This window comes from Pseudovibrio sp. Ad46 (assembly GCF_001623065.1).
Lineage (GTDB): Bacteria > Pseudomonadota > Alphaproteobacteria > Rhizobiales > Stappiaceae > Pseudovibrio.
The window spans coordinates 137,016-151,459 of sequence record NZ_LMCG01000072.1 but is presented as its reverse complement, the minus strand read 5'-3'; the positions used below and the strand labels follow the sequence as shown (position 1 = coordinate 151,459).

Annotated in this window: 11 protein-coding genes; 7 read left to right on the top strand and 4 right to left on the bottom strand. The window is 50.6% G+C overall.

The features are described 5' to 3' along the window. The first annotated feature begins 151 nt into the window (after window positions 1-151). The 3 genes from PsAD46_RS20390 to PsAD46_RS20380 all read left to right on the top strand — a co-directional run bounded on the left by PsAD46_RS20390 (window position 152) and on the right by PsAD46_RS20380 (window position 4,766). Window positions 152-1,204 carry a porin gene (locus PsAD46_RS20390; RefSeq protein WP_063291598.1) on the top strand — a complete coding sequence of 351 codons (1,053 nt, stop codon included), beginning with the start codon at window positions 152-154 and terminating at the stop codon, window positions 1,202-1,204. 769 nt (window positions 1,205-1,973) lie between these two features. After that, window positions 1,974-3,047: a porin gene (locus tag PsAD46_RS20385; RefSeq protein WP_063291599.1), complete on the top strand. Its 1,074-nt coding sequence runs from the start codon at window positions 1,974-1,976 to the stop codon at window positions 3,045-3,047. A gap of 486 nt (window positions 3,048-3,533) precedes the next feature. After that, the gene (locus PsAD46_RS20380) at window positions 3,534-4,766 is read left to right on the top strand and encodes a porin (RefSeq protein WP_063307736.1); all 1,233 of its coding nucleotides are present in this window, start codon (window positions 3,534-3,536) and stop codon (window positions 4,764-4,766) included. A 67-nt stretch (window positions 4,767-4,833) separates the two neighbouring features. Here the strand turns inward: PsAD46_RS20380 and PsAD46_RS20375 are convergent, their stop codons facing one another. Together PsAD46_RS20375 and PsAD46_RS20370 are read right to left on the bottom strand one after the other, a co-directional pair. Continuing rightward, complete coding sequence (locus tag PsAD46_RS20375) at window positions 4,834-5,739, bottom strand: alpha/beta hydrolase (RefSeq protein WP_063291601.1); 906 nt, start codon at window positions 5,737-5,739, stop codon at window positions 4,834-4,836. A gap of 298 nt (window positions 5,740-6,037) precedes the next feature. After that, the gene (locus PsAD46_RS20370; RefSeq protein ID WP_063291602.1) at window positions 6,038-8,335 is read right to left on the bottom strand and encodes a transglycosylase SLT domain-containing protein; all 2,298 of its coding nucleotides are present in this window, start codon (window positions 8,333-8,335) and stop codon (window positions 6,038-6,040) included. A 312-nt stretch (window positions 8,336-8,647) separates the two neighbouring features. Here PsAD46_RS20370 and dapA point away from each other — a divergent pair, with 312 nt between their 5' ends. From dapA to yjjX, 3 genes are all read left to right on the top strand, one after another. Continuing rightward, on the top strand, window positions 8,648-9,526 hold the full coding sequence (gene dapA, locus PsAD46_RS20365) for a 4-hydroxy-tetrahydrodipicolinate synthase (protein WP_057464270.1): 879 nt from the start codon (window positions 8,648-8,650) through the stop codon (window positions 9,524-9,526). A 67-nt stretch (window positions 9,527-9,593) separates the two neighbouring features. Continuing rightward, entirely contained in the window at window positions 9,594-10,070 is a 477-nt protein-coding gene (smpB, locus tag PsAD46_RS20360) for an SsrA-binding protein SmpB (RefSeq protein WP_057464271.1), read from the top strand. Window positions 10,071-10,187: 117 nt separating this feature from the next. Then, a complete protein-coding gene (gene yjjX / locus PsAD46_RS20355; RefSeq protein ID WP_063291603.1) occupies window positions 10,188-10,721 on the top strand; it encodes an inosine/xanthosine triphosphatase in 534 nt (177 codons plus the stop codon). 80 nt (window positions 10,722-10,801) lie between these two features. Here the strand turns inward: yjjX and PsAD46_RS20350 are convergent, their stop codons facing one another. Next, window positions 10,802-11,446 (bottom strand): hypothetical protein, encoded by a 645-nt coding sequence (locus PsAD46_RS20350; RefSeq protein ID WP_153040797.1) that lies wholly within the window; start codon window positions 11,444-11,446, stop codon window positions 10,802-10,804. 49 nt (window positions 11,447-11,495) lie between these two features. Continuing rightward, on the bottom strand, window positions 11,496-13,745 hold the full coding sequence (gene parC / locus PsAD46_RS20345; RefSeq protein WP_057464275.1) for a DNA topoisomerase IV subunit A: 2,250 nt from the start codon (window positions 13,743-13,745) through the stop codon (window positions 11,496-11,498). A 372-nt stretch (window positions 13,746-14,117) separates the two neighbouring features. On the opposite strand from parC, the gene PsAD46_RS20340 reads away from it, so the two are divergent. Continuing rightward, window positions 14,118-14,432 (top strand): hypothetical protein, encoded by a 315-nt coding sequence (locus tag PsAD46_RS20340; protein WP_208981947.1) that lies wholly within the window; start codon window positions 14,118-14,120, stop codon window positions 14,430-14,432. Window positions 14,433-14,444: the final 12 nt, after the last annotated feature.

Here is a 14,444-nt window from a genome sequence, read left to right as displayed (position 1 = left end):
CATCGACGCGGTCGAGCCGATTGAATGCTTTGCCAAATTATGGCGAGCCTCTCTGGTTCTCGTGTCGCAGGGAAAAGAGGAAATGTGAGCTGCTCCAAACAGGTCACGCCAGTTTCTTCTTTCTATTGAGAGACATTGGAAGGTCAGGATTATGAACGTTAAAACTCTTGCACTCGCTGCAGCAGCTGCTGCCGTTGCAACTTCATCTCAGGCAGCAGATCTGCCAGTAGCAGCTGAACCAGTTGACTACGTACAGGCATGTGATGCATTTGGCGCAGGCTTCTTCAAGCTGCCAGGCAAAGACACTTGCATCAAGCTCGGCGGTCGTATTCGTGCACAGGTTGTATCTGGTAACATCTCTGACGATGAAGGTGATGAATACGAGGCTTACTCTAAAGGCTATCTATACTTCACATCCATGACCAACTCTGAAATTGGTACAATTAAGACCTATACAGAGCTGACAGCGAAATGGTCTGACGATACTACTGACGAAGAAATCGAAGCTGGTGATGTTTACGTACAGCTCGGCATGGACTACGGTTCTTTCCTGTTTGGTCGTGAATCATCTGCATTTGACGGATTCACAGGTTACACTTGGATTGGTCCTGTCGGCAACGCCTACTCTGATCAGTCTACGCTTCAGGCTTCTTTCACTGCTGACCTCGGTAACGGCGTGACTGCAACTATCTCTGCTGAAGACGCTACTTACCGTGGCGGTGAAGATAGCGGCGCAGACGTTGTTGGTGCATTGAAGATCTCTCAGGGTTGGGGTTCTTTTAAAGTAGCCGCAGCTGCTCATGACCAGGCTTCTCATGAAGGTTACGGTTACGCTGCTGGTGCAACTCTTGCGATTAACCTGGATATGCTGTCAGAGGGTGCTGAGTTCACCTTCCAGGCACAGTACGCAGACGAAGCTGGTAAGTACATCGCTGCTGACGCTGAGGAAACTGGTTACGCACTTTCCGGTGGTATCGAAGTTCCTCTTTCTGAAAAGCTGACTGCTGCTCTGGACGTTTCCTACCAGGATCTGGATAACAAAGCAGATGAGAGCACTGCAGCGATCAACGGTTCTTTGGCATATAGCCCAGTTTCCGGTCTGACCTTCGCTGTTGCAGCAGGTTATGCAGATGTAGAATCTGATATTGCAAAAGACGACAAAGAAACTTCCCAGATCGGTGCACGTGTACAGTACACGTTCTAATCTGGTGTGGAAATTTGGTAGCGTAATCGCTATCTAGTTTCAGATGACCCCGGTAGCTTAAGCTGCCGGGGTTTTTGTTGATTTTGATCTGTCGGAGTTCAAGGCGCGCGCAGCAGGGCTCTACTGTTGGTTGTTATGGGTTCGGCGACGCTTTGAATGCAATTGCAGGAACGTGTGCTATGCCTGTCCTTTTTTTTGAGATTTTAAATATTTTATTTGCATTGCATGATTCTGCTACATCTTATTTTGGAGATAGAACACTCTTGAGTTTGCCTATTTCTACAGGGTGTTTATTCACATACAGATGCTTCTAAGTGCTAAAATCTCAAGGAGTCTTCTTTTTACTGGTTGCTTATTGATACTTGCATCCTTTTCTATTTGTATCTAATTGAAATACAATGGTTTTTCGGTGTATCTTGAGGGATTTTGGTGTCGCCCCGCTTGCATTAAGAGACTGGCTGAAAATGTTTGAGCATGATGAACTAGCTGGACTTACCTGAATCTCCTGTTGTAAAAAACACACACGTTAAAAGTGACAAGTAGAAATAGGCAAATATTAAAACTGATTGGGCTTGCCTAAAACTCCTAACATTGTAATTTCTCCTCACGAACCTTCAGGGGGCTTTCTCTTCAAGTAGGCACTTGAATTGTAGCGGAGGGTTCATGGGGACAGTTCAGACACGTTTGATGACGGTGTTCGCACCTGAATTGCGGTTTGATGATCTGTTTTAAATAATGTTTAAAATCCATAATCTATGGGAAGCTTGTGATGAACTTCAAGAAAATCGCTATCGCAGCAGCAGCTGCTGCAACAGCAACTCCAGCAATGGCTGCTGACCTTCCAGTAGTTGCTGAGCCAGTAAACTACGTGCAGGCATGTGACGCATTCGGTGCTGGTTACTTCCAGCTGCCAGGTCAGGACACTTGCATCCGTGTACATGGTCGCATTCGCACCAATTTCACCACTCATGACCTGACTAAAGATTACTCTACAGCTGCTAATGCTTACGACGCGTATGCTCGTGGTTATATTTACTTGGAGTCTATGACAGACACTGAGTTCGCATCGATCAAAACCTACACTGAACTGACTGCAACTTGGAACGATGACAAGAATGATGACGGTGACCAAGGCGTTGTTGGTCTGGGTAATGCATACCTTCAGCTAGGCTTTGATAACGTTTCTGTTCTCATTGGTCGTTCCGGAGGTGTATTCGATCCATTTGGCGGTTACTCTGAAATCGGAACAGTTGGTCCAGTAGCGGGCGGTGAAGATGTACTGCAGATTTCTGCAACAGCCGATCTTGGTAATGGCATCACTGCTTCTTTCGGCATCTTGGATTCTGACGCATACGGCGGTGCAACCAAAGACGCTAACTTTGAAGCTGGTTTGTCCATGACGCAAGGCATGTTCTCTGCATCTGTATTTGCAGCGGCACATGCTTACTCAAATGATGACTACGGTTTCGCTGTTGCTGGCCAGGTTGAAGCAAGCGTATCTGACAGTGTCAAAGTTGGCTTCGGTGCTGCTTATGCTGACTCTGCTTCTTCTTACATCGGTGGTACTCACAAAACAGGTGCTAGCGATGCAGATGGTGTAACTGGTTACAATCTGGTTGCTGGTCTCGAAGCTGGCCTGTCCGACAAAGTGACAGCTGCTCTTGATGTATCCTACTCTGCTCTTGATCAAGACGATGAGGACTTCAGCAAGACAACTGTAAACGGTTCTGTGGTTTACTCACCTGTAGCTGGCCTGAAGTTCGTGCTTGACGGTGGCGTAGCTCGTGATTCAGACGATGGTGAAGAAGCAAAAATCTCCACTCGCGTACAGTACTCCTTCTAAGATTTCTTAGATTGAGAGTCTCGGCGGCGGTGTCGCCGGGACTACTTTCATAAAGCCTTGATGTGATACTTGCCACAGACTTGCATGTGTAGGCGGTATAGGAAGGTACTACTTCAAGATTTTATGAGTTTTGGTTTAGCTCAAAACCTTCTAATCTATATCTGGTTGAAGTTCATATATCCTGATCTTTCAATCAGTCTCTCAGGCCCGGCGGTTCCAACCCGCCGGGCTTTCCCATTTGTGCGCGATACTTAAGTTTTCAATGAGTATTACGCCATGGTGACCTCCCAAGCTGTGAAATTTTGCTCAGTTGAACTTCCTGCCCGTTTCGATTGGGTGAGATAATCCTGCCCAATCCATAGTAATTGCGAAAATTGAACCTTGGCGTAATTGTCTAGTTGCACAGGGGTAGTCATTGCAGCTGATTTTGATCACTGCATTTGTGGGCATTGGGCTACTCCGAGTGACGGATGGAGGTTCAATACTATGACGAAGAAGCTGATATTCCTGCCGGTCTTGCTGTCATTCGGAGTTACAGCACAGGCTACAGACTTGCCTAAACCTGTTTTTGAGGCTGAGCCTGAGCCGCTCAATCTGGTGGAACCCTTAGACTATGTGCAGGTTTGTGATGCGTATGGTGAGGGGTTTTTCTTTATCCCTGGTACGCAGACGTGCCTGCGCTTGAGTGGTCGGGTACGTACCGATGCGCAGTATCGACGCTTTCCCAAAAAGCCGAGTAACTGGGGCGGCGTGGTTGATGATGATCCTAAAGGGCGTGATTTGAACTCGATGCGCTTTCGTGCTCGCTCCTACATCCGCATGGATGCGCGATCAGAGACCGAGTTTGGGTTTGTTCGCACTTTTTCTGAGCTTAGAGCGACAGTGGATTCAGACACTGAACGATATGGTGACTCTCCGGAAATGGATCTGAACAAAGCTTATATTCAGTTTGGTGGCTTTACGATTGGGCGCACTGGTTCTCTGTTTGACTTCTTTACGGGCGCTACCTTTGGCTCTGTGCATCGCGATTGGTCGGACACCAACTCCTGGGCCGCAGCTTACACGGAAGTGTTTGATGGTGGTGTTTCCGTTACCGTTTCTATTGAGGATCCTGTTTACCGTGCGCATGGCGTGTTTACGGGTGTTGCGAGCGAAAACGGAAAGGCTGGGAACAAGGCGCCTGATGCTGTAGCGGCCTTCCGGATGGATGGTGACTGGGGCAGTGCGAAGCTCGCGGCGGCTGTGACGAACATCAGACCAGACGCAGCTTATGTGCCTGGTGAAGTTGGATGGGCGTTGGGGGCAGGGGCGATTATTAACCTCCCTCAGATGGGTAGTCAGGATGCTATGGCTCTGCAGTTCCAGTATGGAAACGGTGCAGTTTCCTATGTGGGTATTGATGACGATGAAGTTTTTGACGCTTACTACATCAACGGCGATACCAGAAAGACCGAGGCCCTATCGTTTTCAGGTGGACTTACGCACTATGTGACGCCTGAAGTGCGGACAGACTTTGATGCGAGTTACGCGGTTGTTGACACACCAACTGGCGCTGCGCTTCCTGACTTCGATCGGTTTGCTTTGGATTGGGATCTGGTCTGGTCACCTGTCAGCGGAATGGAAATGGGTGTTGACCTTGGCTATGCACGAACATCGCCGGAGGATGAAAAAGACTTTGATGAGGCTAGTGCGCTCTTCAGAGTTCAGAGAACCTTCTAAGACATTAAGTTTTTTGAAGAACTTGGGAGTTGGGTCTGATGAGCCAACTCCTCCTTTTTTGCATTCGCTAAACGTGCTGTCTTATAAAATTGAGGATGCCCCTTTGGGTGGGCTGGTCCCAGAGTAGAGGCGCATGTCCTTGGTTGGGGATGACGGAAAGTTCCATTTTCTCGTGTAACTGCTGCATTTTCTTGACAGTCTCTGTTGTGAGAAGACGTGAGTTTTGTCCATGGAGTAAGAGGTGAGGAAACGGTTTTAGCGCGCTAAAAGATTGCCAGAGATCGTCTTCAGGTGCTGCTTTCTTGTCTCCACGGAGTGTATCGCCTAAGTGCTTGTCATAGCGTAATGATACGCCGTCGGAATTGGGAGCGTATAATTGATTGGCGAATGTTATCCAATCCGTTTCTGACATGGCTGTGAACGCTGTTGCATGGATGGAAGCGAGGCGCTCTGCTGCGGCTTTCATATTTGGTTGGGACATGACGGTGCCGACTGAGGCGATGATGTCGTCGAGGGCTGGTGGTTCGATGACTGGGCCTATGTCGTTGATAATGACTGACAGCAGGCGCTCTGGGTGGCGTTGGGCCATGGAGAAAGAGTGGAGGCCGCCTCGGGATGTGCCGATGAGTGCAAATTTTTCAAGTCCGAGAGCTTTGATGCCTCTGTCAATATCGTCAGCTTCCTGATCAAGACTGTAGGTCTCAAAATCCTCAGAGTGATCTGACAGGCCACGGCCACGGTAATCCATTGCGATGACGCGGTGACCATTTTCTCTTAAAAAGTTTGCTAGGTGATAGAAATCTCTTGTGTTTCTCGTCAGGCCAGAAAGGCAAATGACTGTTGGGTTGCGGGGAATATCCGGGTCCCAGATGTGTGCAGATAAGGTTAGTCCATCGCTGGCTTTCCAAGTGAAACGGGTTGCGCCCGCAACGTTTTGAAGGTCGACATCAATGTAATCTGGGGCTTGAAGCATAAGTTCCTCCCGAAATGCTTCGGTGTTTTCAGCGATTACAATGCGGTCCGGTTTAAATTCCGGCTTCTGAAGGGCGCTGCTAGACAGGTTTTCTCAGTGCGTGTGTTTGCTACTGTGAAAACTGCCTGATGAATCGCTGGATCAGTTATCCTCACCATAGGGCAGGTTTATGCACGTGTCTTGTCAAAGTTGGAGGGTGAGATGCAAGGGTGCCCAGAGGGTTTATGTTCTGTTGCTGGCAAAAAAAGCCCAGCAAAATCGCCGGGCTTTGGCTGTTTTGAACTGTTTTGCAGTGGGATTAGTAGCCGCGCGTGAGATCCTGTGTGATCGTGAGAGGCTTGTTTTCCAGCTTATACCGGTAGACCTGAAGGTTTTCCGTGATGCGCTGCACGTAGTTCCTCGTTTCCCCGTAAGGGATTGATTCAACCCAATCTATTGGATCTATTTTTGGATCTCGCGGGTCACCAAAGCGCTCAATCCACTCCTTCACTTTGTTTTCACCAGCGTTGTACGCGGCGAAGGTGAGGATGTAGGAGCCACCGAACTCGTCCACCAGCTCTCCCAAAAAGGCTGCGCCGAGTGTGGCGTTGTAGGCTGGGTCAGATGTCAGGCGGGACTTCTTGTAGGAGACCCCCAGATTGCGAGCCGTGTCGCGAGCTGTCCCCGGCATGAGTTGGAGTAATCCCAATGCACCTGCGCTGCTGCGCGCTTTTGGGTTAAATGAGCTCTCTTGTCGAGCAATCGCGTAAACGACTGGTTTTTCTACACCTTTTGTGATGCGTGTTTTGCGCGGAATTGCGTTGGTCGGGTAAGCGAGCGGTGCCGCTTCGACACGTTCTGCCTGCGCCAGACGACCAACCATTGTCGCCCATTGATAGACGCCGCGAGATTCTGCCAGCTCAGTCAGAAGTCTGATTTGACCGTTTGTTGGCAGTGTCCGGGCCAGGTGCGTATAAAACAACAGTGTATCATTGTGCAGTCCGGCTTCATCCATTCGCTTTATTGCTTGTACAAGCTCGTTCTGGTTGAAGGCGGTTCGGTCTGCTGTTGTCACATCCGGAAGGGATGCCAGTGGCATTTGGTTGATGCCGAGCTTGGCGAGTGCCAGTTGTCCATAATATGCTGTTTGGAAAGCGCCTGCCTGTTTATAGTAGTCAACGGCGCCGTCTGTATCTTTCAAAGCTTCGCGGGTGCGGCCCAGCCAATAGTAGGCGCGGGACAGCGTTTGTGCTGTTTTTCCGAGTTTGGCAATACGTTTGAAATGGGGCTCAGCCAGGCGCGGGTCACCCACATAGCGCAGGGCAAACCAGCCGGCATGGAACTCGGCCTCGACGATCATGCCCGGAGATTCCGCTGCGTGGTGGGCTGCTATATTGTAGGCGAGGCGCGGCTTGCCAGCCTCTATCATCTCGCGGGAAATGTCACGGCGTTGCTTCCACCAGCTGTCACCATTGAGCAAGGCGGCCGGATCAGTTGGAGCTGCTTCCATCAGCTTTGCTGCGGTGTCGTAATCCCCTTGTAAGCGATAGTGCTGGATGAGCGCGAACTGGTAATTGCTGTCAGATTTCATAGAGCGTGGAACGCTCTTTAGCTTGCTGAGCGCATTGCCGTTTTTACGGATGCTCGCTATGCGGGCTTTGATGTATGTTTGTTCGTCTTTTGACAGTTCGGAAAGCAGGCGTTCTGCTGCGCGTGCTCTGTCACGATACAGGAGCATTTCTGCTCTGAGACGATGATCTTTTTGTCGTAGGAGACTGCCAAAAGCAGAGCGAATTGCTGCTTCTTCGGGAGCTTCGAAGACGGTTTTTTGCCAGAGTGGGCGAATGAGTTTGGCAGCTTCTGTCTTGTTGCCTTTGGCTAAGTGCGCTTTGGCAAGGACAAGTTTGCCGTCCTTTGTTTCCGGGACGGTGGAACCGAATGCTACAATGATCTGAGCGGGTGTCAGGTTGGATGCGGCGAGGGCGGCTTCTCCACGAGCACGTACGACTTTTGCTGTTGGCCAGTGTGGTGCGCTGGCTGCAAACTGGGCGATATGGGTGACCGGTGTCTTTGGGCCGCCCCGAAGCATAATGAACCAATCCGCGACGCGACGATCGAGGTTATCTGGCAAAGCATTTCGAGCGCGCAGCGCTTCGTTCAGCCGTCCGGATTTAACGTGCTGGAGAACGGTTTTAAGTGGTTCAACCGATCCTGTTGCTTGAGCTGTGCTCAATCCCTGTGGATAAGAACTTGTCAGCGCAGCAGTTGCTTCGAGTGCATTTTGCGGGCTGGAAGGGCGGGTCGAAATTGCAGTTCGCCCATTGCTGACAGGTGCTGCGGGTGCATAGCTGGACAGCTGAGAGTTCTGTGTTCCGCCTGTGCTGCCCCTGCCAATCACTGGTGGTTTGGAGCGTGGCGTGGCGGCAAGCGATCTGCTTTGAACAGCAGCATGCTGCGTGCTCAAGGCGATAGTGCGCACAACCTTTGCAGGGTTTGGAGCCGGAATAACGCTGTGATTTAAAGAGGATACAGCGGAAAATGCCGATGCGGAAACAGTCGTGGCAATGGCAAATGCACTCACACGTGTCGATACTAGAAGAAACTCACGGATACGCATAGTACTCGTCGGCCCGTCTCACCTGAGTGTTGTTTATCCGGCAAAAACGCACCGGACGGTTTAATTCCCAAAAAGTCCCTCATTCTGCTTGCCACAAACAGGGTAAATATCTGTTTAATGTTTCACTCAGGGGACCATAATACTTACAGTCGAAACTGGCCTAAATATGAGCACAAAAAAATTCCCGAATCTTATAAGAGAAGGTCTTGGTGATGTTGCCGAGATAGGCTAGATCACATTATTGTATGCCACCCCTTTGAGGGCACTGGCAAATTTTGCTCTGTATATATGTAATCCAACGAGGAACCTGAGATGTTTAGAGGATCAATTCCAGCACTTGTCACACCTTTCAAGGATGGCAAAGTGGATGAGAAGGCCTTCCAGGAATTCGTGGATTGGCAGATAAAACAGGGCTCCCACGGGCTTGTGCCTGTGGGAACAACCGGAGAAAGCCCAACTCTTTCCTTTGCTGAGCACAAGCGTGTCGTGCAGATGGCAGTTGAGGTTTCTGCTGGCCGCGTCCCTGTTATGGCAGGTGCTGGCTCCAACAATCCGGTTGAAGCAATCGAATTTGCGCAGCACGCTCAGGAAGTGGGGGCAGATGCGATTTTGTCCGTTACGCCATATTACAACAAGCCTAATCAGGCTGGTTTGAAGGGCCACTTTAAGGCGATTGCTGCTTCTGTAGATCTTCCGATCTACATCTACAACATTCCGGGCCGTTCCATCATTGATATGGAAAGCCAGACGATGGCTGATCTGTTTCATGAAGTGGACAACATTGTCGGTGTAAAAGATGCGACGGCAAACCTTGCGCGCGCTTCTGAGCAACGCCATTTATGTGGTCATGACTTCATTCAGCTTTCTGGTGAAGATATCACTGCACTTGGCTTTAATGCTCATGGTGGTCAGGGCTGTATTTCTGTGACAGCAAACATTGCGCCTGCGCTGTGTTCTCAGTTTCAGGAAGCTTGCCTTGCAGGCGACTTTGTAACTGCGCTTTCCATTCAGGATCGTCTTGCACCGCTGCACCAGGCCCTGTTCATTGAGCCAAATCCAGCTGGGCCAAAGTATGCTTTGTCTCTGCTTGGCAAAATGGAAAACGAGTTGCGCCTGCCTTTGGTCACAGTAAGTGAAGAAACTCAGGAAAGCATTCGTAAGGCTATGGTTCATGCAGGCCTGATCAATTAAACTATTGCTCCGCGCACCTAATATGAGTGTGCGCGGAGACATTTATTGAATGAAATAAGGAAAAGAAATGGCTGCCAAAAAAGGTGGCGTTCCCGGGCGCAAGGTTGTTGCGGATAACCGGAAGGCCCGTTTTAACTACGAAATTGAAGATGTGTTTGAGGCTGGTATTGAGCTGAGGGGCACTGAAGTAAAGTCTCTTCGCCAAGGCAAAAGCAATATTGCTGAAAGCTATGCTGCTGAATATCGGGGGGAGATGATGGTCTACAACGTCTACATCCCTGAATATACGCAGGGTAACCGCTTTAACCATGAACCTCGCCGTCCTCGAAAACTGCTGATGCATCGCCGCGAGTTGAACAAGCTGTTTGCTGCCGTTCAAAAAGAAGGCAAGACCATCGTGCCCCTGAAGATCTACTTTAATGAAGATGGGCGGGCAAAGATGGAAGTCGCTTTGGGCCGTGGTAAAAAAGCTCACGATAAGCGCCAGACCGAAAAAACACGCGACTGGAACCGCGAAAAGCAACGCTTGCTTAAGAACGGCTAGAGCATCTCACATCGCTGGTGATGCTCCAGCTTTTTGCCTTACGCTTATCTTAACCTGAAAATCGATTGCGCCTTTAAAAGGCTAGCCAGAGACACGTTGTTTGATCAGGAGTTTTGAATGAAAGTCGTTGTTGCCTCTCAAAATCCGGTCAAGGTGAATGCGACGCTTGAGGCGTTCAGGGCTCAGTTTCCGGCTGATGACATTGAGCTGGTTTCTGCAAGTGTTCCTTCTGGTGTTTCTGATCAGCCAATGAGTGATGAGGAAACGCGTCAAGGTGCTGTGGTGCGTGCTGAGAACGCTTTGGAAGCGCAAGCTGATGCGGACTTTGGTGTGGGGCTGGAAGGCGGTATCTGTGAGTTGCACGGAATTGCCTACACGTTTGCGTGGATGGTGGTGATTTCGCGCGAAGGGCAGATTTCTGCCAGCCGTTCCATGCTGCTGCCGCTACCAGAGAAAGTCATGCAGTTGGTGCGCTCAGGAATGGAGCTTGGGCACGCTATTGATGAGATTTATGGCACTGATAACATCAAGCAAAAGGCTGGTGCAGTTGGGTTGCTGACCGGTGGTCGTCTAACGCGGACTTCGACCTATGTAGATACTCTCTTTTGTGCGCTGCTGCCGTTCAGATCTCCAGCATTTAGAGATGCTTAGCAGGTGTTGCTGAGAGTTTGAATCTGGAGCTTCATAATCTGATTCAAGTTCGCTTGTATGACTTTGAGAGGGTGTTTGGGTTACACCTTGCAGCGATCCCATTGTTTTAGGTAGGTTTCCCATCTGGCGGTGGCGTTGCGGTCTTTTCGTTTAACTGTCGCTGCATCTTTGGAGTTGTATCCCATAATGTAGTTTGGTTCATAAGTGGGGGGACCTGCTGCGACTATTGCTTGGCACATCTCAGTTCCATGCTCGTCCCATACTTTTTTCATGCTCAGTTTGGTGGCTTTGTATTTTTCTTCACCATAGTACATGGCAAGCGGCAGCTCTAAGTAGTGGGCAGAAGTAAGGCCTCTTGGATCATGATGCAGATCAGCTTTCTGGCTGATACGTGTTGCATCGAAGCGGGCTCTTGTGATTGCAAAGGCCATTAGCTCAGCGGCGTGTTTTTCCTCCCCTTCATTAAGGCAGGAAAGAACCCCACTCATAAGCTTTCCAGGCGGGATAGTTGTGGAGGTATTGGAAATTGTGATGCAGCCGGGGCCACTGGCCATCCACTCTTTAAAGTCGGGGTGCAAGGACAATTCTGAACGATTACCCTGGGAACTTGGTTCTGCCTTTTTTGTCGCTGGCGCGATTACGGCCTCTGATTTTGGCTTTTCAGGCGTCTCAGCACAGGCACTAATAAGAAGCAGACTGGCAATAACAATCACAGGATTTCGCAAAGTCCTCTCCATCTGCTGAGAGGGCTTTGCGCATTGCTTCGCAGCCCTCTTATGTTGAACTTCCATCGAATTTGTTGGTTCTCGGGAAGCCGTTTGGTGGTAGGCGTCCGGCTTGACCGCGGTCGCCGCGCCAGTCTTGCATTTCTTCCAGAGTGCGCTTGAAGGTGCGACCAGATGCATCTGTCCATGTCAGGCCTTCTTCTGAGCTGAAGGTTTTGATATCGGAGATGCCGCCATCTCTGTAGCGCTGCAGGCGCACACCTCGACCGCGCGTCATGACTGCGATTTGCGCAAGCGGGAAGGTGAGGAGTTTTCTGTTGTGGCCAATGACCGCGACATAGTCTCCCATAGCCGGCACGCACAGGACAGCCTTTGCCGGGGCTGTCACGTTGAGTACCTGTTTCCCTTTGCGGGTGTTGGCGATCACATCCTTTTCCTGAACTACAAAACCATATGCTCCATCGGTGCACATGAGGAGTTTGCGCTCAGGGTCATGTACGAAGGCGCTGATGATTTCTTGCGTCTCATCCATATCCAGCATCAGGCGGATTGGTTCACCGTGGCCGCGGCCGCCCGGCAGCTTATCTGCGCCGAGGGTATAGAATTTACCACCGCTGGTGAAGATCAGGATCTTGCTGGTGGTTTCTGCATGGATAGACAGGTGTAGCTGATCGCCTTGCTTGAAGGTGAGAGTGCTCACGTCCTGTACATGGCCCTTAAGCGTTCTGATCCAGCCTTTTTCTGAGATAACAACCGTGATCGGTTCTTTCTCAATCATGGCTTGGTGGATCTCTTCCAGATCGTGGTCCGTTGCGGTGCTGAAGTCTGTTCTGCGCTTGCCGATTTCTGTCTCAGGGCCATAGGCCTTGCCGATCTCGCCGACTTGCTTGGAAACGCGGTTCCACTGTTTCTTGTCGGAGGCGAGGAGAGCTTCCAGACCTGATTTTTCTTTAGAGAGTTTGTCGTGTTCTTTCCTGATCTCGAACTCTTCGAGCTTGCGCAAGGAGCGCAGGCGCATGTTCAAGATGGCTTCTGCCTGAACGTCTGTCAGCTCAAACGCGCGAATGAGAGACGCCTTGGCATCATCTTCTTCGCGGATGATGCGGATGACTTCATCAATGTTCAGGTAGGCAATGAGGTAGCCTTCCAGAACTTCCAGACGGTGGTTGATCTGGTCAAGCCTGTGATTGGAGCGTCGGACCAGGACCTCTTTCTGGTGCTCGAGCCACTCCTGCAGGACTTCCTTCAGGTTCATGACCTTTGGCACAACGCCTTTGGACAGAACGTTCATGTTCAGCGAGAATCTGTTTTCCAGATCCGTCAGCTTGAACAGGGAGGCCATGAGGAGTTCAGGGTCAACGTTTTTGTTGCGTGGCACCAGAACCACGCGCACGTCTTCAGCGGACTCATCGCGAACATCATCCAGCAATGGCAGTTTGCGTGCCATGAGGAGTTCTGCGATTTTCTCGATCAGACGGGACTTCTGAACGACGTATGGAATCTCTGTAACAACGATGTTGTAGGTGCCGCGTTGTCCTTCCTCTTTGTGCCATTTCGCACGTGTTCGGAAGCTGCCGCGGCCAGTCTTGTAGGCTTCCACTATGGAGCCCTGATCGTTGACAATGGTGCCGCCGGTTGGGAAATCCGGGCCCTTGATGTGCTCAAGAAGCTCTTCGATTTCCGCATCCGGTTTGGAAATCAGAAGCTGGCAGGCGTTGCAGAGTTCATAGGCATTGTGCGGGGGTATGGATGTTGCCATGCCCACTGCGATGCCTGTGGAGCCGTTTGCCAGAAGGTTCGGGAAGCTGCCGGGAAGAACGACTGGTTCGGAATCCAGACCGTCGTAAGTTTCACGGAAGTCGACAGCGTTCTCGTTGAGGCCATCCAGAATGCGGGTGGCCACGTCGGTCATGCGGGCTTCTGTGTAACGCATCGCAGCAGCGCTATCGCCGTCGATGTTACCGAAGTTGCCTTGACCATCCACCATCGGGTAGCGAACGGAGAAATCCTGTGCGAGACGGACAAGGGCGTCGTAGATGGCGGCGTCACCGTGCGGGTGATATTTACCCATGACGTCACCGACAACACGCGCGCACTTTTTAAAGCCCTGATTTGGATCGAGCTTTAAAAGGCGCATGCCATACAAAATCCGTCGGTGCACCGGCTTCAGGCCATCGCGTACATCTGGCAGTGCGCGATGCATGATGGTTGTCAGAGCGTAGCTGAGGTAGCGCTCTTCCAGTGCATCTTTAAGATTGATTGTTTCCGGGCCATCATGGCCGATCACTTCCTGTCCCATGACACTTGGTTATCGTTCTTGGCTTGTTCTGTCCATGCTAACGCACCGTTCTACCTATGAAATCCTCAGAAAACAGCGCTTTTTCAAGGTTTAATCCTGTGTAGTGGGCATGCGTTTTGCGACTCACTGCGGTGATTACTTAGAGCACGTCACGTTCATTGGCATTCACGCATCATGCTCGATCATTTTTGATGGAGCGAATTCTCGCCAATCGACCGCAACTAGCAGAGGCAACAGGTGGTTTCGATTATTACTCAGATTTGCAGCGGTGGTTTAAGCCGACCTGATTTTTGCTCGGCTATCCTAGAGCGTGCACATGGCAGGATGTTGTCGCTGTTTGGGAGATAACATGTTGAATGACTGGAGGTTATAGTGAGGAAGCAAAGCTTGGCGTTGAAAGGTCTTATGGCGGTGTTTGGAGTCGTGGCAATCACGGCTTGTAGCCATGCTGCGGATCATGGGAGAACAGCTCAGGGTGCATCTGATCAGCAAGCGCCATCTTTGGAAGGCACAGGGCAGGGCACGGTCATTGAAGCGCCCGGTGTGCTTCGCAGCTGGTATCAGCCTCCACCAGAGGATCAGCACCCTTATGTGCCGCCGCCCAAGAAACGTTACATCCCGCTGGGAGGAGATAGTACTGGTCCGGTGATTGTTTTGCCGGGTGGGAATGGGCCGCAATCTGATTGATAGGCTTGGTGT